This window comes from Xenorhabdus budapestensis, from assembly GCF_002632465.1.
Taxonomy (GTDB): Bacteria; Pseudomonadota; Gammaproteobacteria; order Enterobacterales; family Enterobacteriaceae; genus Xenorhabdus; species Xenorhabdus budapestensis.
In genome coordinates, this window is record NZ_NIBS01000001.1 from 115,571 (window position 1) to 133,672 (window position 18,102).

An 18,102-nucleotide genomic window follows, 5' to 3' on the forward strand; every position below is an offset into this window, starting at 1 on the left:
CATCACCGTTATTAGTGATGTCCATGTGTATCATCATACAGTTTTTTCCAGCTCTTTTAGCAAAGCTACCTTGCGTTCCTGCATATTTTTTATCGCTTTTTGTTTCACATGCCCGAAACCTCGTACCTGATCAGGCAGAGTGGCAATTTGTTGACAAATTGCCAGGTTATTGCGATTCAATTTTTCTATCAGAAAATCAATCAATCGCTCATATTCGAGTAGTAAACTTCTTTCCTGTTTACGCTCTTCCTGATAGCTGAAAATATCAAAAACTGTACCACGAAATAGTTTACATGCTGCAAGAAAGCGAAAAACAGGAATGATCCACGTGCCATATTCCTGTTTTCCTCGCTCACCTGTCCGGGGATCTTTGCGATTGAAAAAAGGAAGACTCAGATGAAAGCGGATCTTACCTGCATTATCAAATTGTGAACGAAGATTATCAAAAAAACCTGTTTTGACGTAGAGACGGGCAACTTCATATTCATCTTTATACGCCATTAGTTTGAACAAATTCTCAGCAATAGACTTAGTCAGGTCTTCTGCATCAATTTGTTGAGCCGTTTGTTGGACTTGTGCAATACGGCTCAAATAGCGGAGTGCATATTTTTCATTCTGATAATCAACCAGAAGTCTATATCTATGCAAAATAAGATCATCCAGCGTCTCAATAGTCTGTTTCGGTTTAACATACAGAAAATTATCCAGAAGTTCTGGCTTTTCAGCAGCAATGCGGCCGAGATGGAAGGCTCGTTGTGCATTATTTGCAATGTTCTCTGTTGGATGGGACATGTTCTGAATGGCGCTCTCTATAGAGGATAGCTTGATTGGGATCTGACCAAGTTGCCAGGCATAACCGATTAAGACGATATTAGTTTGATTTCTGTCACCGACCAAATCTGCGGCAATTTGCTCTGCGTCAACAGATTGCAGTGTCTGGCAATATTGGTGAAGAGTATCCAGCATCTTGGTATGATCCAATTTCAGCATGGGATTTCTTAACATATTGCCGATTTGCGTCTTATGGGTATTAAGTACGCAGTTGGATCCTGTTTTCGACATCACTTCTAGTGAGTTTTGCCCCGTTGCAGCAACTAAATCAGCCGCAAGGACGAGATTGGCGCGTCCCCGGTCAATTCTGACCTGATGTAGTTTATTGACATCCCGGCTGAATCGAATGTGGGTTATTGCTTCTCCGCCTTTTTGGGCAAAACCAGTAAAATCAAGCAAGCTGACGGCGTAGTTTTCTATTTTGGCAGCGATACCAAGCAGGCGGCCAGCGGTGATAATACCAGTACCACCTACACCAACGAATAAGATTTCATAAGGGGTGTCTGTGGAATTTAAGGCTGGTTGGGGAAGTTTATTCAGTAGCTTATCAAGCTTTTTTTGTGGCAATGTCTTGCCGGTGTCTTGGCGTGGTTCCGCGTTTTCTATAGTGATAAAGCTGGGACAAAAACCTTTCAGACAGGATAGATCTGAATTGCAAGCATGCTGATCTATCGCGCGTTTAGTGCCTAGGGATGTCTCGGTTGGGATCACTGCAAGGCAATTGGATTGTATCTGGCAATCACCACATCCTTCACAGACGGACTCGTTAATCACTGCTCGTCTTGTCGCTTTCGGTACTAATCCTCTTTTTCTTTTACGTCGTAATTCTGTTGCGCAGGCTTGATCATAAATGATGGCAGTCACGCCATCAGTGTCTCGAAAGCGTTTCTGTATATCTTCAAGAAAATCCCGTTGATAAGCATTCACTCTGGCAGGAAGTCTGTTTTTACCTTTATATTTATCAGGCTCATCGGTCACAATTGCGACATCTTTCACACCTTCAGCCAGCATTAAAGACGCGATCTGCGTTATGGTAATGTTCCCATCCAGTGGTTGCCCGCCTGTCATTGCCACCGCCTCATTAAACAGCAGTTTATAAGTAATGTGGCTTCCCGCAGCGACTGCCTGACGAATAGCTAAATGTCCGGAATGGAAGTAAGTGCCATCTCCCAGATTTTGAAAGACATGAGAACGATTAATAAAGGGGGAATGGCCTACCCAGTCGGTACCTTCAGCCCCCATTGCTGTCAGTCCATATCCTGTATTTCGATCCATCCACGAGGCCATGATATGACACCCAATGCCGATTTGAGCCTGACTGCCCTCTGGTAGACGGGTCGAAGTACTGTGAGGACAGCCCGCACAGAAATAGGGAGTACGTTTGGGGAGCATAATATCGTGCAGTGCAGTTTGGGTTGACCATTCCAAAGGAACAGAGAGGAATAAATTGAATTTCTTCAGCCACCCTGCAAGCAGAGGAGCAAGCCGTGAAGGACGTAACTCTATGTCTGTGGGCACAAGTTTTTGGCCGAGATGATTATGTTTACCTATCAGGTTGATATGTTGTGGCAAATTAATGAGATGCCGTGCGAGTAGCATTTCGACTACAGAGTTTTTTTCTTCAATGACAAAAATATCAGTAACCTGTGATGCGATTTCGCTGAGAAGTGGGGATAAAGGATAAACCAGACGTATATGGACAAAAGCAATACCGTGTTTTGCTAATTCAGAAGGAGGTAAACCTCCGGCACGCAGGGCTTCTAAAACATCCCGATGGGCTTTGCCGACGGTAACTAATAAAGCTTGTGGATGTGAACATGGAACAATGAGTTGATCAATTGGGTTAAGTTTGGCGAAATCCTGAACAGCTTTAAGTTTATAAGCTAAACGCTGTTCTATTTGAGGGCTGGGGAGATCAGGCCAACGCCAATGAAGCCCACTTGGGCCGGGATCAACTTGAGGTATTTCATATTCAGGAATAGGCTTACTCTCCCTGATAGCACTACTTTCCACAACTTCACTGATTGCTTTAAAGCCAATCCAAGCCCCACTTACCCGGGATGCAGTCCAGCCCCATAATCCCACATCATAATAATCAGAAACGGAGGCCGGATGTAAGATTGGCATGCTCCACGCCATCAAAGCGAGATCAGATTGGTGAGACATGGAAGAAGACACACAGCCATGATCGTCACCAAGGATAACCAGCACACCGCCATTAGGGGAAGAGCCATAGGCATTGCCATGCCTGAGTGCATCTCCAGAACGGTCGACGCCCGGTCCTTTGCCATACCACATGCCAAAAACGCCAGTAACATTGCGATCAGGGTCAGATTCAACTTTTTGGGTACCATAAATCGCAGTAGCCGCCAGATCTTCATTGACTGCGGGCTGGAAATGAATATTGGCCTGAGCCAGTTTTTTACTGTTCTGCCATAATGTCTGATCTAAACGGGCTAATGGTGAACCCCGATATCCTGAAACAAATCCTGCTGTATTAAGATTACGGCTTCTATCCAGCTCAGCCTGAGCCAGAAGAAGCTCGATAAGAGCATCGGTGCCAGTAACAAATTTAGGTGGATAATATTGAGTCATATGTTCAGGCCTTACTGAAGGGCAATCACCGTGTAAGATACGACTAAAAAATGGTTCTAATCTATTTCCAGCAAATTATTCCGACAAGTACAAATCTTATTAGGGGGATGGTTGTATATATAATGTTAAATTTTAAGGGCCCCTTCACTTATAAAGTTGCAATTTTGTTGCTAGATCTTGAGGTCTATTGGATATAATGTTTGTATCATAAACAGTTATGAAGCTTTGTAGCATCATATTTGTGTAATATATTTGTTCTGTTGGATGTCTTTTAAGCGTTCAGTCTTGATGTGCAAGTAAATGGCTTGCCATCTTTGTTGAAGGCGTTCATAATGGCGTCCGTTCTTGGGGTGCGGGAATAGCTCAGTTGGTAGAGCACAACCTTGCCAAGGTTGGGGTCGCGAGTTCGAGTCTCGTTTCCCGCTCCAAATCATATATCCTTTCTTCAGTAGTACTCACTTAGTTTAATCCTAAACTTAATATAATAGGCAAAGTAATAACAGCAATAATTGTTTGTAGCGTGATGATCGCTGACATCAATTGGCTGTCTCCATTTAGCTGGCGGGTTAAGATATAAGCCGTTGGTGCTGTAGGTATTGAGAAAAATAAGATCAGTAAATTGAGTTCTAACATATTGAACTCAAGTAGAAAACCAATAATCCCGGCAATTAATGGCATTAATAATAACCTAGATAGTCTATTGATAATAATCGGCTTTTTTCAGATCTTAGCGTTGATGGTTGTAAGGATGCACCGATACAAATCAACCCCAATGGAAGGCTTGTACTTGCCAGAATTTTTAAAAATTGCTCTGAACCGTAAGGTAAGCCAATTTTGGTCAGGTTGAATGATATCCCGATGAAACAAGCAATAATCAAGGGATTTTTAATGATCACCATCACGAATTATTTATTACAGCGAGAATTGCCCAAACTAGCCGTGATAATTGCGGGTTATCCAAAGAAGCGGTAGCCAGACTATTTATTTACCAGATTGAGCGTTTCAAGCATGGTTTCGGTCATGCCATTATTGAACTCAATCATATGACATGTGTAAAAACTGAATATATCTTTAGGATTTTTTAGTAAGCATTTATAAAAATAATTTCTGGCTTGGTAATAATTATTCTTAATTAAAGAAATTATTCCTGAGTTGATGAGTTCAACACGCTCATCTGATTCTTTTCCACTTATCATTATTAGTGTATCAAGAAGTGATTTAGCTTGCTCATATTTGCTTTTTTCCATTGAAATAAGCAAGTCAGTCATATGTATCTGTAATATTGAAAGAGAGATGTTACTTGAATGGAGCCAATTTATATTTGCAAGTTTTTCGTTCCTTTTCATTCCCAATATGCAATGATAACATTCGTATATAAACAATAAGTCATCACTTTTGTTTACAATATGCGGTACGTTTGATTTATCATTAACAATCATAGATAACAACCTCATTTATAATTGATTATCCAATATGTTATTTATGTATTAGCTTATAGCTCAACGATATAAAAAATATACAGTAAAGAGAAATGAAAATTAATGAGTTATCTCACAATAAGAAATTCGTGATGAGTTAGAGTAACATTTTATATTCTTGAGTAATAAATATAATGAAGGGTAGATTAATATAATAGATGAAATGGTATTATAAAACTGTAATAACCACTGATTAAACTAATTAACTTATTGTTCATTATTATGATGACATCGCAATTTGATATCGCTTTTATAGTTAATCCGCATGAATATATCTCATTGCCTTGAAAAGTATATTCTTTTTTTGTGCTGGAAAGAGTAATCAAGACCGATGTCGGTGCAGCTAATAGGCTGCTGTTTTCTGCGATATTTTAATGAGATGTATCGTAGTCATATTATTCTCAATTGGGGACAATTATCCTTGTATATTGGATTTCCAGTGCTGAATAAAAAGATTTCTTTTCTTGACCTTTAGAAATTGTCGTAATTGATAGGAGCATAGAAAAGATGATAAGAACCGGAAAGCAATATATGGAGGATTTACGTGATGGACGCACTATTTTTATCAATGGCGAAAAGATCACAGATCATGTGGATCACCCAGCGTTCAGGAATGCGATTAGGTCTGTAGCGAATTTGTATGATTATAAAATTCAGCATACGGATAAAATGACTTTCACAACGGAAGCTGGCGAGCAGATGAGCCTGTACTGGCAGTTGCCTTCTACCCCTGAACAGCTAATTGCACGAGGTTATGCAGCCTATGAATGGGCAAAGCAGACAGTGGGCTGGCTTGGCAGAAGCCCTGATTACACGTCATCAGCACTAGCCGGAATGCTGACACATATTGAGTTATTCGAATCTTATTCTCAAGAACGCGCTGATGCTTTGCGAAATTATTTTGCCTATGCGAGTAAGAATGATCTTTATCTGGCTTATGCCCTGATTAGTCCGCAGGGTGACCGTTCAAAGACACCCGGTGGGCATGATAAGAATATTTATCATGCCCTTGGTGTAGTGGAAAAGAATGCCGAAGGCATTATTGTCCGAGGTGCTAAAATGCTCGCTACGGGCGCTGTATTGGCTGATGAAGTATTGGTCGGTACTACTAAGCCGCTGAAAAAAGATCTTGATGAACGCTATGCGCTCTCTTTTGCTATGCCACTCAATACGAAAGGCATAAAAATTATATCCAGACGCTCCTATGAGTTTGGTGCTAATCCCACAGATTATCCATTGTCATCCCGGTTTGATGAAAATGATTCAATGCTCTATTTCGATGACGTTCTGGTGCCTTGGGAAAGGGTATTTGTCTTTGAAGATATTGAGATGTGCTCTAAGCAGACGGAGTCAACGGCTACGGAAATCTTGATGGATATCCAAAGCCTGGCCCGTTATGCAGTAAAATTACACTTTTTAGCGGGATTAGCGCAGGTAATGGCCGAAACCAATGGTGTCTGCGAATATCCTGCCGTGAAGGAATCACTCGCACAGCTCGCTTGCTACGCCATGAATATTGAAGGGTTGTTTAAGAGTGTGCTCCATTGCCCAAAAGTTCATAATGGATTCTGCTTACCTGATAAGACCATGCTCTATACGTATCGGGTGATCTCGCAGTCAATGTATCCGAATGTATTGGAGACAATTAGAAAACTGGCAGGAGGGGGGGTTTTGATGTTGCCGTCAAGTGCGGCTGATTTAGAGGATGATGAAATTTTAAGTGTTATTGAGAAAACACAGTATTCATCCATTGCTTCACCTGTCGAAAGGGTCAGATTGATGAAGTTGGTGTGGGATGCGGTAGGTTCAGAGTGTGCTTCAAGACACCATCAGTATGAGCTGTTTTATGCCGGAGCTCCTTATCAAACGTTGGGGCGTCTTTACGGTCAATATGACTGGGAGTCATCAAGAGAACTGGTTGAAAGAATAAAAAAGCTTTAAATTAATTTTTATCCTGCTGCTATGTTCATCCTGTTGTCACGTTAAGTTTGCCGGATAATAATGAGTGGCAATAGTTGGTAATGAAATAGTCGCTAAGAAAAAAGTGCCAGCATTGAGTGTTGGCACTTCTTATTCCGTATCAGTATAACTTGTCAGAGTCCTGCCAAAAATAATTTATTGATAAAGCGCTTGCCATCCTGCTTCAACAAGTCCATAATTCCGCCTCATTTTTGGATATGCAGAGGAAAATTTCTCCAGTAGCGTCTAGAATGAGGAGTGGATTCCGTTTTTACTGCCAATACTTAATACTTTTCCAACGAAGTGCAATCTCTATTTTTTATCCACAGTATTTTACGTAACTACCGTATTTAGTTGCTCGGTATTGCTTTGATTGTTACACAGAGTTATCCACAGGCAATACGATTACATTTAAGCTTTGCAGCCCATTATTTAAAATAATATCTATTGATTAACTAATTGATAAATTAGAATAATTGTCTGTTATTCAAAATTATTGAATTAATATTTATCCTTTCTTTGCGCCTTGATCAGTAAAGCGTTTTTATTTTATTCACAAGGAAACAGAGGGGCTTTTTAATAAGAAATTAAGCTGATTGTATATTAAGCATCTCTGGGCAACCCTTTGGTAATTGCTCGTATTAATCGTTTCTGTTGTGACGTTTGGACTTCAATTGCATTAGCACTCCGACGGGATATCTGTTGAGCGACGGCCCAGTGGATATGTTCATCTAATACATCACTCAAACCGATTCTTTTTTTCAGAGTTAGTACAATTTCATCCCGGTAAGGTGCGTTACCTAATGCAACTGAAATATTGCGCAGCCAACGTAGATAACCGATACGTCGTATGGCTGAACCTTCCGTTATGCGCAGGAATTTTTCTTCGCTCCAACTGAACAAATCGAGTAATTCAGGTGTATGCAGTGCGGCACGAGGGCTAAAATCAGCTTCATCTGTTAATTGTGAGAAACGATTCCAGGGGCAAATAAGTTGGCAATCGTCACAACCATAAATCCGGTTTCCCATCAATGACCGAAATTCTTCTGGGATCGTTCCGTCGAGTTCAATCGTCAGGTAAGAAATACAGCGGCGGGCATCAATCGTATAAGGTTCTACAATTGCTCCTGTTGGGCAGGTGGTCATACAAGCGACACAACGTCCGCATTGTTCTTCTTGAGAAATATCGATAGGTAAGGGAAGGTTAATCAGTAATTCTCCCAGAAAGAACCAAGAGCCAGATTCCCTGTTTAATATAAGTGAGTGTTTACCAACCCAGCCAAGTCCGGCTTTTGTTGCCAATGGGCGTTCCATAATGGGAGCAGAATCGACGAAGGGACGAAAATTCAGAGTCCCTTGGTATTCATGGGTGCTGCAATAGTCCTGTATTTGTTCACCTAGCTTTTTAAGCCGTTGGCGTAGCAGTTTATGGTAATCTCTGCCCAGTGAATAACGGCTAACATAGCCCAGTTCAGGGTTATTCAATGTACTGGCAAAAGCAGCTTTGGTGGGCAGGTAATTCATGCGAACACTAATAATCCGCAACGTGCCGGGCAGTAATTCACGGGGACGCGTTCGCATCATGCCGTGACGTGCCATCCAGTCCATTTCACCGTGGTATTGCTTATCAAGCCATTCCTGTAATCTCGGCTCTTCTGTGGATAAATCAGTATCACAGATGCCAACTTGCTGGAAACCGAGGGAAAGCCCCCATTGCTTGATGTTTGTTGCCAGAAGATTCAGATCGAGAGGGGTTACCATTGAATATAAGTTACTGCTGTAAAAGAGGCGTAGAGTAACACAGGATAGATTGAAGACAAAAAATGTGGTATCTGGCTCGGTGTCAGCACAGGAGATGCTAAATGATAATAGCTGAGTTATGTTATGGTTATTGGTTAAACTATTTGACTAATATGTCTTTTATATACCTTATGGATTTCAGGTCGCGACTTGGAAAAGGGTGTGTATATTTCAACAAGCTTCAATTCAATAAATACAATAGATAATTTTCGATGAAAGAACTCGTTTTATCACTTCCAGATGAAAATGCTACGGTTGCGCTGGGCAATGCAGTGGCGGCAGCTTGCGAACGCGGCTATGTTATTTATTTATACGGTGATCTTGGCGCAGGTAAAACGACATTCAGTCGTGGTTTTCTGCAAGCTCTCGGTCATCAGGGACACGTAAAAAGCCCTACTTATACGTTGGTTGAACCTTATACCTTACAACCACGTTCTGTTTATCATTTTGATTTGTACCGTCTGGCTGATCCGGAAGAATTGGAATTTATGGGGATCCGGGATTATTTTCATCAGGATGCCATTTGTTTGGTGGAATGGCCGCAGCAGGGGGCAGGTTTTTTGCCTAAAGCTGATATTGAGTTGCATTTGACCTATAACAATGAAGGTCGACAAGCACGTTTTGTGGCGTTATCTGAATATGGTGAAAATTTACTGGATAATCTGGAATCCTTATGAAGGAATCTCTGACCATGATGAATGCCTTCTTCGTGAAGATGATACAAAAATGGCAAACCCATTGGCTGATGGTTTGTGTGTTGTTTGTGATGTTAAGCCAACTGGTTATGACAACAGTAATGGCGTCTACGCTGTCAAATGTGCATATGAGCAATAGTCCATCTGAAGCGACCGTGACGTTGGGATTCACCGGCGGACATCCTGAGTATCGTTTTTTCCCTCTGCATAACCCTGAAAGACTGGTGGTGGATATTCGTCAATCCGCTAATTTCACAGGGCTGCCAATGCATTTGTCAGGTAAGGGTCAGGCAAAACAGAATTTGGTAAAAGTAGTCCGAACCAGTCAGCCACCTGATTTACTTCATAAGCGAATTGTGCTGGAGTTAGCGCAGAAGGCAACAGCAACTTCCGTTGTGAAGCAATCAGGTCATCAATACCAGATTATCTTTACTCTGAAAGTAAATGGTACTGCGAGTCGTTCATCGACATTGGAAAAAAAACCTGCATTCAGAGAAAATCTAGGATCAAATGAAGGTAAGCAATTACTAACAAATAAGTCAACTTCTGGTACAATGCCGACAAAACAGAATGCTAAAACTACGTCTGTTCATGGTGAACAATTTGCTCATGGTGAACAAGTAGTGAAAAAGCAGCTAACCAAGGCAGCTAAAGGAAAATATCCAGTTGTTATTGCCATTGACGCTGGGCACGGAGGGCAGGACCCGGGGGCAATCGGGCAGCGGGGATTGCGGGAAAAAAATGTTACCATCAGTGTGGCACGTAAACTGGAAGCACTTCTGCGTAATGATCCCATGTTCAAACCTGTCCTGACACGGAACGGAGATTATTTTATTTCGGTAGCAGGACGATCTGAGGTTGCCCGTAAGCACAAAGCCAATATGTTGATTTCCATTCATGCGGATGCTGCACCTAATCGTAGTGCCAGGGGGGCTTCTGTTTGGGTACTGTCCAATCGTCGTGCGAACAGTGAATTGGGGAATTGGTTGGAACAGCATGAGAAACAGTCTGAATTGCTAGGTGGTGCGGGAGATGCTCTTGCCAATGGCACTGATCCTTTTTTGAGTCAGGCTGTGCTGGATCTGCAATTCGGGCATTCACAACGGGTAGGTTATGACGTAGCTATTCAGGTTTTGCATCAGTTAACTCAGGTTGGTTCTTTGCATAAACGTACACCAGAACATGCCAGTTTGGGGGTTCTGCGTTCACCGGATATTCCTTCCATCTTGGTAGAAACGGGTTTTATCAGTAACTCGTCAGAAGAAGGATTGTTGAGTTCCAATCAGTATCAAGAAAAATTAGCGCAAGCTATCCATCTGGGGTTACGTCACTATTTTCAGACTAATCCGTTGCAAACAGCACCAAAGTAATTTTAAACCGTATACGTAAGATAAGAAGTAATACGTAAGAAACAGTAAATAAGGTCGAATGATGGCTATCAGGATATTACCCCCACAATTGGCAAATCAGATTGCTGCTGGTGAAGTGGTTGAACGCCCTGCATCGGTAGTGAAGGAGTTGGTGGAAAATAGCCTGGATGCTGGCGCTACCCGCATTGACATTGATATTGAGCGTGGCGGCATAAAATTGATCCGTATTCGTGATAATGGCTGTGGTATTAGCAGGCAAGACCTCACGTTGGCATTAGCTCGGCATGCTACCAGTAAAATAGCTTCTCTAGATGATCTGGAAGCCATTGTCAGTATGGGATTCCGAGGGGAGGCGCTGGCTAGTATCAGTTCCGTTTCACGGCTGACGCTGACATCTCGTCCTGAAAATCAGGCCGAGGCATGGCAGTCTTATGCTGAAGGTCGTGATATGGAAGTAACGGTAAAACCTGCTGCTCACCCTGTTGGAACAACGGTTGAGGTCTTAGACCTGTTTTATAACACGCCTGCCCGTCGAAAATTTCTAAGAACGGAAAAAACAGAGTTCAGCCATATTGATGAAGTCATGCGCAGAATCGCACTTGCCCGACTGGATGTGGCGATCAATCTGAATCACAATGGAAAATTGGTTCGTCAGTATCGTCCGGCCAAAGAAGAATCTCAGCATGAACGTCGATTAGCAGCGATTTGTGGCGCGGCATTTGTGCAGCAGGCACTTGCACTATCATGGCAGCACGATTCTTTATCTATCAAGGGATGGGTGGTTGATCCGATGAATACCGCTGTGGCAGGTGATACTCAGTATTGCTATGTTAATGGACGCATGATGCGGGATCGGCTGATTAATCATGCTATTCGTCAGGCCTATCAAGATCTGCTGCAAGGAGAGCAGCAACCCGCTTATGTTCTGTACCTGGAGATCGACCCGCATCAGGTTGATGTCAATGTGCATCCGGCTAAACATGAAGTGCGTTTTCATCAGGCGCGTTTGGTACACGATTTTATTTATCAGGGCGTAGCAGCAGTATTGAAACAGCGGGGTAATGGCGCTGGACTGGCACTTGATTGTCAGGAGAATACCGCCAATTGGATACCGGAAAATCGGCCTTCTGCGGGAGAAAACCATTTTCTCCAACAAACAAAGGCGTTATCGGGAGAGCAGCCTTCAAATACATCATCACCTTCTCGCCCTGTTTCTTTATCTTCGTCCGGGCAGCATGATAAGCAAAGGCAAGAACCACGCAAAAATCCATCTTCAGGCGAGCGTTCGGATCATAGCTCTACCCGGCAGCCTTATCATGGGGAAAATTATCAGAAAAAACAGGGGGAGTTGTATCAGAAACTGATGCAGTTTGAGTCAGAGGAAAAACAACCATTATTTCCTGAAAAGGCAACGCCTGAGAAACAAGATTCTGGAAGACCAACTCCTGACACGGAAAAAACGACATTAACACCAACTCATTCAACTGTCGTACAAGGGAAAAGTGGTAGTTATAGTTTCGGCAAGGTATTAAGTATTTATGCCTCTCACTATGTTTTGTTTGAATCGGCGTCAGGCATTGGGTTGCTGTCTTTACCTGTTGCGGAGCGTTGGCTGAGGCAGGCACAGTTAACTCCGGGAGAACAAAGGCTAAAATCACAACCACTGCTTATTCCATTGAAACTGTCTCTTGATCAGGCAGAAATTAGTATTTTGGAGCAGAATAGTGAGCTATTAAAGACTTTTGGCATTGAATCTACTGTCGCACATGGAAAAGTAACCATTCATGCGGTATCGTTGCCTCTGCGCCAACAGAACCTGCCAAAACTGTTTCCGGCATTGTTGGGCTATCTGATAGAGCAGCCATCGGCCTCTGTAGAACAGGTGGCGATCTGGCTCTCCCGTCATTTGGGGAGCGAACACGAAACGTGGAACGTTGCGCAGGCTGTTCAGCTTTTAGCTGATGTCGAGCGCCTTTGCCCTCAGCTGGTGGAATCTCCGCCTGAGGGATTATTACAATTAATTGATTTACAAGCAGTGGTGGCACTTTTTAATCATGAGTGATTCAAAAACTCGACAATTGCCCACAGCCATTTTTCTCATGGGGCCGACTGCCTCAGGAAAAACGGCATTATCAATCGCTTTACGTCAGCATCTTCCGGTTGAACTGATTAGCGTTGATTCTGCATTGATTTATCGTGGCATGGATGTTGGTACTGCGAAACCTTCCGCAGAAGAACAGGTACAGGCACCTCATCGTTTGATTGATGTTTTGGATCCTGCCGAAGTTTATTCTGCTGCTGATTTTCGTCGTGATGCGTTGAAACACATGGCGGAAATTACGGCTGCCGGGAGAATTCCACTCCTGGTTGGCGGAACCATGCTATATTTCAAAGCATTACTAGAAGGATTATCGCCATTGCCTTCTGCAAGTCCTGAAGTCCGGGCACAAATTGAGCAGCAGGCAGCGGAAGAGGGGTGGGACGCATTGCATCAGCAGTTGCAGGAGATTGATCCGGTCGCTGCTGCAAGAATTCACCCAAATGATCCACAACGTCTTACTCGTGCACTGGAAGTTTTTCGGATTTCGGGTAAAACTCTAACTACATTGACTGAAACGTCTGGAGAAGTATTGCCTTATCGTGTTCATCAGTTTGCGATTGCGCCTGCAAGCCGTGAAGTTCTGCATCAGCGCATTGCTGCCCGTTTTGAACAAATGATCAAATCAGGGTTTGAAGATGAAGTTAAAGCGCTTTATGCTCGTAACGATTTGCATACAGATTTACCTTCCATTCGTTGTGTTGGTTATCGTCAGATGTGGTCTTATCTCGCGGGCGAAATCTCTCATGATGAGATGGTTTATCGTGGTATCTGTGCGACTCGCCAGTTAGCGAAGCGTCAGATCACATGGCTCAGGAGTTGGGACAATGTGACTTGGTTGGACAGTGATCAACCTGAACAAGCACTAAATACAGTCATGCAGGTTATTAGTACATAAATTTATTGATTGTGTACAATTGATCAGTACAAAGTGTCATTTTTGAGTAGTTAATTTTTCGAACCAACGGGTTCTTAGTTAAAAACAACAAAATAAGGAAAATATAGAATGGCTAAGGGGCAATCTTTGCAAGATCCATTCCTGAACGCATTACGACGTGAAAGGGTCCCGGTTTCTATTTATTTAGTCAACGGCATCAAATTGCAGGGTCAAATTGAATCTTTTGACCAATTTGTCATTTTGCTGAAAAACACAGTCAGTCAGATGGTTTATAAACACGCCATTTCTACTGTTGTGCCTTCCCGCCCAGTGTCTCACCATGGTAGCAATGCAAATGTGGGATCCAGTGTAGGAAATTATCAGGCTAATACTAGCTCGGCGGCACAACAGGAAAATGATATCGCTGAATAAATCAGTGATAATGCCTGGCGAAAATAAAAACATAGGTAGGGAGACTTTACCTATGTTTTTCCTATGGATTTTACTCAGCCTGAGGGGTTGCACCGTTGTTTGATCGTTATGAAGGCGGAGAACTAGCTGTTCTGGTGCATGTTTTTTTCTCACAGGAAAAAGATACGGAAAATCTCAGTGAATTTGAATCATTGGTGACTTCCGCAGGTGTTTCTCCTGTGCAGATAGTGACAGGAAGCCGTAAGGCTCCGCATCCGAAATATTTTGTCGGGGAAGGCAAAGCAGAAGAAATTGCTGAAGCAGTCAAAAACAGCGGCGCAGATGTGGTGCTGTTTAATCATGCACTCAGTCCTGCTCAGGAACGTAATCTTGAACGCCTGTGTCAATGCCGTATTGTTGATCGCACTGGTGTGATCCTGGATATCTTTGCTCAGCGGGCAAGAACGCATGAAGGTAAGTTGCAGGTAGAACTTGCACAATTGCGTCATTTATCCACCCGTTTAGTTCGGGGTTGGACTCACCTTGAACGCCAGAAAGGGGGGATTGGTTTACGTGGTCCGGGAGAAACCCAGCTAGAATCAGACCGCCGTATGCTGCGTGACAAAATCAAGCAGATTTTGGGGCGTCTTAATAAAGTAGAAAAGCAACGTGAACAGGGGCGTCAGGCACGCAACAAAGCAGATATTCCTACTGTTTCCCTCGTCGGTTATACCAACGCAGGAAAATCAAGTTTATTCAATAGAATAACCTTGGCTGAGGTATTTGCTGCTGATCAGCTTTTTGCTACTCTCGACCCTACGTTGCGTCGGATCAATGTGAATGATGTTGGTTCGGTTGTCTTGGCTGATACCGTTGGTTTCATTCGTCAGTTGCCTCATGATTTGGTTGCAGCATTTAAGGCTACTTTGCAAGAAACCCGACAGGCAAGATTGCTGCTTCATGTTGTTGATGCGTCAGATAATCGTTTGGATGAAAATATCCTTGCTGTTGATAGTGTTCTGGAAGAGATTGAGGCGCATGAGATCCCTTCTCTATTGGTGATGAACAAAATCGATATGTTGGCTGATTTTGTTCCCCGTATTGACCGTGATGAAGAAAATCGTCCGGTGAGAGTCTGGCTTTCTGCTCAGACTGGAGAAGGTATCCCTCTGTTATTACAGGCACTGACTGAGCGTCTTTCAGGGGAAATTGCACATTATGAATTGCATCTTCCACCAGAAGCAGGGCGTTTGCGTAGTCGTTTTTACCAGCTTCAGGCGATTGAGCGTGAGTGGATGGAAGAAGATGGTCAGTTAGGGCTTGAAGTCAGGATGCCGATGGTTGATTGGCGTCGTCTGTGCAAACAAGAGCCAAATTTACCAGACTATGTTGTCTGATTGATTGGCGCAGGACGACAAACAAGGTATCATTTTGTCTGCCATTTCAAGGTGCTTAAAGTCATGGAATAGCGGTGATGGAATGGTGGTGATGAAATGACTGTGCCAGAATTGCAGTGACGGAATCAGCACTGTCAAAAGTATCACCAAAAATATTGGTTGCTTACGAAACGATGAAAGTTATCGTTTCTGCCCATGGAGGCCGCTGTCAGACCTGTCAGGGACAGGCAACGGCCTGTGAAGTGGGAAGCCTCACCCGTCTGGGTGGAGAGCAGTCACCTCTGAAAAACCAGTGAAAAACTAAAAGTGGAGCTAAAACATGGCGTGGAATCAGCCCGGTAATAACGGACAGGACCGCGACCCGTGGGGAAGCAGCAATAATAATGGCGGCAACTCCGGCGGCAACAATAAAGGTGGTCGAAACCGTGGGGCAACTGATCTCGACGATCTGTTCCGTAAACTGAGTGAAAAACTCGGTGGTCTCGGTGGAAACAAAGGTGGAAATGGTTCTGGACAGAACCTTAAATTTGGTGGGCGTCTTATTGGTCTCGCCGTTGCTGCTGCAGTTGCTGTTTGGGTTGTAAGTGGTTTCTATACAATTAAAGAAACAGAACGTGGTGTTGTTACCCGATTGGGTAAATTTAGCCATATCGTGCAGCCCGGCTTGAACTGGAAGATGACATTTATCGACCGGGTTCGTGCTGTTAACGTTGAATCTGTTCGTGAATTGGCAACATCGGGTGTCATGTTGACATCGGATGAAAACGTTGTACGTGCTGAAATGAACGTTCAATACCGTGTTACTGACCCTGTCGCCTATCTTTTTAATGTCACTAATCCTGATAACAGTCTGCATCAGGCGACTGACAGTGCTGTACGCGGGGTTGTCGGCAAATACACAATGGAAAAAATCCTGACTGCGGATCGTACTATTGTGCGTAACGATACCCAAAAGGTACTGGAAGAAACCATTCGTCCGTACAATATGGGGATCACTTTGTTGGATGTTAACTTCCAGACTGCACGTCCACCTGAAGAGGTGAAAGCGGCGTTTGATGACGTTATCGCAGCCCGCGAAGAAGAGCAGAAAACGATTCGTGAAGCAGAAGCTTATAAAAACTCTGTCTTACCGATTGCCAATGGTAATGCTCAACGTATTATCGAAGAAGCTAAAGCCTATAAAGTCAGTGTCGTATTGAATGCACGGGGTGAAGTGGCAAGTTTCGCTAAAATCCTGCCAGAATATAAAGCTGCGCCGGAAATTACCCGTGAGCGCCTTTATATTGAGACGATGGAGCGTGTTCTGAGTAATACCCGTAAAGTGATTGCAAATGAAAAGAGCAACAATATGCTGGTATTGCCGCTGGATCAGGTTCTGCGTAGTCAAGCTGAAGAAGCAAAGATTAAGCCATCAGAAGTGAAGGTAACATCGGAGCAACGCAGCACGACACATTCTACACTAACACACGGGTCATCTAGTTATAGTAATTCTGGTTATGGCAGTTCTGGCTATGATGATTCAAGCAACCTGCGTGGTGATACGACAAGACAAGGGAGACCATAATCATGCGTAAGTCGTTCGTCTTTGCTATTGCCGCCGTATTGGTTGTGCTGTATTCATCGCTATTTATCGTATATGAAGGTCAGCGTGGTATTGTGCTGCGCTTTGGCAAAGTGATGCGCGATGCTGAAAATAAGCCAATGGTTTATCAGCCCGGCCTGCATTTTAAAATTCCATTTATTGAAACTGTCAAAACACTTGATGCCCGTATCCAGACTATGGATATCAAGGCTGACCGCTTCCTGACAAGTGAAAATAAAGACCTGATCGTTGACTCTTATCTGAAATGGCGGATTAAAGATTTCAGTAGCTATTATCTGGCAACGGGAAATGGTTCAATTTCTCAAGCTGAAGTGCTGTTAAAGCGTAAATTCAGTGACCGCCTGCGTTCTGAAATTGGTCGTCTGGATGTTCGTGGCATTGTGACAGACTCCCGTGGTCGTTTGACGACGGATGTGCGTAATGCTCTGAATCTGGGTACAAGTGATGATGATTCTTCCGCAGACAGCGCAATCGCCTCTGCGGCTGCCCGTGTGAAGAAAGAAACTAAAGGTGAACAACCCGCTTTCAACCCGAACAGTATGGCTGCGTTAGGGATTGAAGTTGTGGATGTCCGCATCAAGCAAATCAACTTGCCTGATGAAGTTTCTGGTGCAATCTATCAGCGTATGCGTGCAGAACGTGAAGCGGTAGCACGTCGTCACCGTTCACAGGGTATGGAAGAAGCTGAGAAGGTCCGTGCTGCGGCTGACAAATCAGCTACTGAGATTAAAGCAGCGGCATATAGTCAGGCACTAGTTTTACGTGGTGAAGGTGATGCAGAAGCCACTAAACTGTTTGCTGATGCTTTCAGTAAAGATCCTGATTTCTACGCTTTTATCCGTAGTTTGCGTGCTTACGAGAAAAGCTTCAAGAATGACGGGAACATCATGGTTCTCAGCCCAGATACTGATTTCTTCCGTTATATGAAAGATCCGACTAAACAGCGTGACCATGTTAATCGTGCTGATAACTAATGAGTTCTGATAGG

At 43.4% G+C, this 18,102-nt stretch carries 14 protein-coding genes and 1 tRNA gene; 11 read left to right on the forward strand and 4 right to left on the reverse strand.

Features of this window, described 5'->3' with window-relative positions; translation table 11 throughout:
• Positions 1 to 33 precede the first annotated feature (33 nt).
• Positions 34 to 3,426, reverse strand: coding sequence for an indolepyruvate ferredoxin oxidoreductase family protein (locus tag Xbud_RS00615; protein ID WP_099134251.1), 3,393 nt, complete (start codon positions 3,424 to 3,426; stop codon positions 34 to 36).
• A 352-nt stretch (positions 3,427 to 3,778) separates the two neighbouring features.
• Between Xbud_RS00615 and Xbud_RS00620 the strand changes: the two genes are divergently transcribed.
• Positions 3,779 to 3,854 (forward strand) — tRNA-Gly (locus Xbud_RS00620).
• Between the two features lie 31 nt (positions 3,855 to 3,885).
• Here the strand turns inward: Xbud_RS00620 and Xbud_RS00625 are convergent.
• On the reverse strand, positions 3,886 to 4,104 hold the full coding sequence (locus tag Xbud_RS00625; protein ID WP_099134252.1) for an AEC family transporter: 219 nt from the start codon (positions 4,102 to 4,104) through the stop codon (positions 3,886 to 3,888).
• A gap of 299 nt (positions 4,105 to 4,403) precedes the next feature.
• Positions 4,404 to 4,865 (reverse strand): hypothetical protein, encoded by a 462-nt coding sequence (locus Xbud_RS00630; RefSeq protein WP_099134253.1) that lies wholly within the window; start codon positions 4,863 to 4,865, stop codon positions 4,404 to 4,406.
• 546 nt (positions 4,866 to 5,411) lie between these two features.
• Between Xbud_RS00630 and Xbud_RS00635 the strand changes: the two genes are divergently transcribed.
• Positions 5,412 to 6,845: a 4-hydroxyphenylacetate 3-hydroxylase family protein gene (locus Xbud_RS00635; protein ID WP_099134254.1), complete on the forward strand. Its 1,434-nt coding sequence runs from the start codon at positions 5,412 to 5,414 to the stop codon at positions 6,843 to 6,845.
• Between the two features lie 621 nt (positions 6,846 to 7,466).
• Here Xbud_RS00635 and queG read toward each other — a convergent pair.
• Complete coding sequence (queG, locus tag Xbud_RS00640; RefSeq protein ID WP_099134255.1) at positions 7,467 to 8,624, reverse strand: tRNA epoxyqueuosine(34) reductase QueG; 1,158 nt, start codon at positions 8,622 to 8,624, stop codon at positions 7,467 to 7,469.
• 251 nt (positions 8,625 to 8,875) lie between these two features.
• On the opposite strand from queG, the gene tsaE reads away from it, so the two are divergent.
• From tsaE to hflC, 9 genes are all read left to right on the forward strand, one after another.
• On the forward strand, positions 8,876 to 9,340 hold the full coding sequence (tsaE, locus tag Xbud_RS00645) for a tRNA (adenosine(37)-N6)-threonylcarbamoyltransferase complex ATPase subunit type 1 TsaE (protein WP_099134256.1): 465 nt from the start codon (positions 8,876 to 8,878) through the stop codon (positions 9,338 to 9,340).
• Entirely contained in the window at positions 9,337 to 10,728 is a 1,392-nt protein-coding gene (gene amiB / locus Xbud_RS00650; RefSeq protein WP_244589826.1) for an N-acetylmuramoyl-L-alanine amidase AmiB, read from the forward strand. The genes tsaE and amiB overlap by 4 nt, the downstream gene beginning before the upstream one ends.
• 61 nt (positions 10,729 to 10,789) lie before the next feature.
• Positions 10,790 to 12,790: a DNA mismatch repair endonuclease MutL gene (mutL, locus tag Xbud_RS00655; protein ID WP_099134257.1), complete on the forward strand. Its 2,001-nt coding sequence runs from the start codon at positions 10,790 to 10,792 to the stop codon at positions 12,788 to 12,790.
• Positions 12,783 to 13,724, forward strand: a complete 942-nt coding sequence (gene miaA / locus Xbud_RS00660) for a tRNA (adenosine(37)-N6)-dimethylallyltransferase MiaA (protein ID WP_099134258.1) — start codon at positions 12,783 to 12,785, stop codon at positions 13,722 to 13,724. The genes mutL and miaA overlap by 8 nt, the downstream gene beginning before the upstream one ends.
• 108 nt (positions 13,725 to 13,832) lie before the next feature.
• Complete coding sequence (gene hfq, locus Xbud_RS00665; protein ID WP_099134259.1) at positions 13,833 to 14,135, forward strand: RNA chaperone Hfq; 303 nt, start codon at positions 13,833 to 13,835, stop codon at positions 14,133 to 14,135.
• Between the two features lie 95 nt (positions 14,136 to 14,230).
• Positions 14,231 to 15,511, forward strand: a complete 1,281-nt coding sequence (gene hflX, locus Xbud_RS00670) for a ribosome rescue GTPase HflX (RefSeq protein WP_099134260.1) — start codon at positions 14,231 to 14,233, stop codon at positions 15,509 to 15,511.
• A 116-nt stretch (positions 15,512 to 15,627) separates the two neighbouring features.
• Positions 15,628 to 15,807: a hypothetical protein gene (locus tag Xbud_RS19715; protein WP_169923000.1), complete on the forward strand. Its 180-nt coding sequence runs from the start codon at positions 15,628 to 15,630 to the stop codon at positions 15,805 to 15,807.
• A 23-nt stretch (positions 15,808 to 15,830) separates the two neighbouring features.
• Positions 15,831 to 17,075, forward strand: a complete 1,245-nt coding sequence (gene hflK, locus Xbud_RS00675) for an FtsH protease activity modulator HflK (RefSeq protein WP_099134261.1) — start codon at positions 15,831 to 15,833, stop codon at positions 17,073 to 17,075.
• A gap of 2 nt (positions 17,076 to 17,077) precedes the next feature.
• Complete coding sequence (gene hflC, locus Xbud_RS00680) at positions 17,078 to 18,088, forward strand: protease modulator HflC (protein ID WP_099134262.1); 1,011 nt, start codon at positions 17,078 to 17,080, stop codon at positions 18,086 to 18,088.
• The last annotated feature ends 14 nt before the right edge of the window (positions 18,089 to 18,102 follow it).

Coding starts and splice junctions, on each gene's coding strand:
- Xbud_RS00615 (WP_099134251.1), bottom strand. CDS start 3,426: ATGACTCAATATTATCCACCTAAATTTGTTACTGGCACCGATGCTCTT.
- Xbud_RS00625 (WP_099134252.1), bottom strand. CDS start 4,104: ATGCCATTAATTGCCGGGATTATTGGTTTTCTACTTGAGTTCAATATG.
- Xbud_RS00630 (WP_099134253.1), bottom strand. CDS start 4,865: ATGATTGTTAATGATAAATCAAACGTACCGCATATTGTAAACAAAAGT.
- Xbud_RS00635 (WP_099134254.1), top strand. CDS start 5,412: ATGATAAGAACCGGAAAGCAATATATGGAGGATTTACGTGATGGACGC.
- queG (WP_099134255.1), bottom strand. CDS start 8,624: ATGGTAACCCCTCTCGATCTGAATCTTCTGGCAACAAACATCAAGCAA.
- tsaE (WP_099134256.1), top strand. CDS start 8,876: ATGAAAGAACTCGTTTTATCACTTCCAGATGAAAATGCTACGGTTGCG.
- amiB (WP_244589826.1), top strand. CDS start 9,337: ATGAAGGAATCTCTGACCATGATGAATGCCTTCTTCGTGAAGATGATA.
- mutL (WP_099134257.1), top strand. CDS start 10,790: ATGGCTATCAGGATATTACCCCCACAATTGGCAAATCAGATTGCTGCT.
- miaA (WP_099134258.1), top strand. CDS start 12,783: ATGAGTGATTCAAAAACTCGACAATTGCCCACAGCCATTTTTCTCATG.
- hfq (WP_099134259.1), top strand. CDS start 13,833: ATGGCTAAGGGGCAATCTTTGCAAGATCCATTCCTGAACGCATTACGA.
- hflK (WP_099134261.1), top strand. CDS start 15,831: ATGGCGTGGAATCAGCCCGGTAATAACGGACAGGACCGCGACCCGTGG.
- hflC (WP_099134262.1), top strand. CDS start 17,078: ATGCGTAAGTCGTTCGTCTTTGCTATTGCCGCCGTATTGGTTGTGCTG.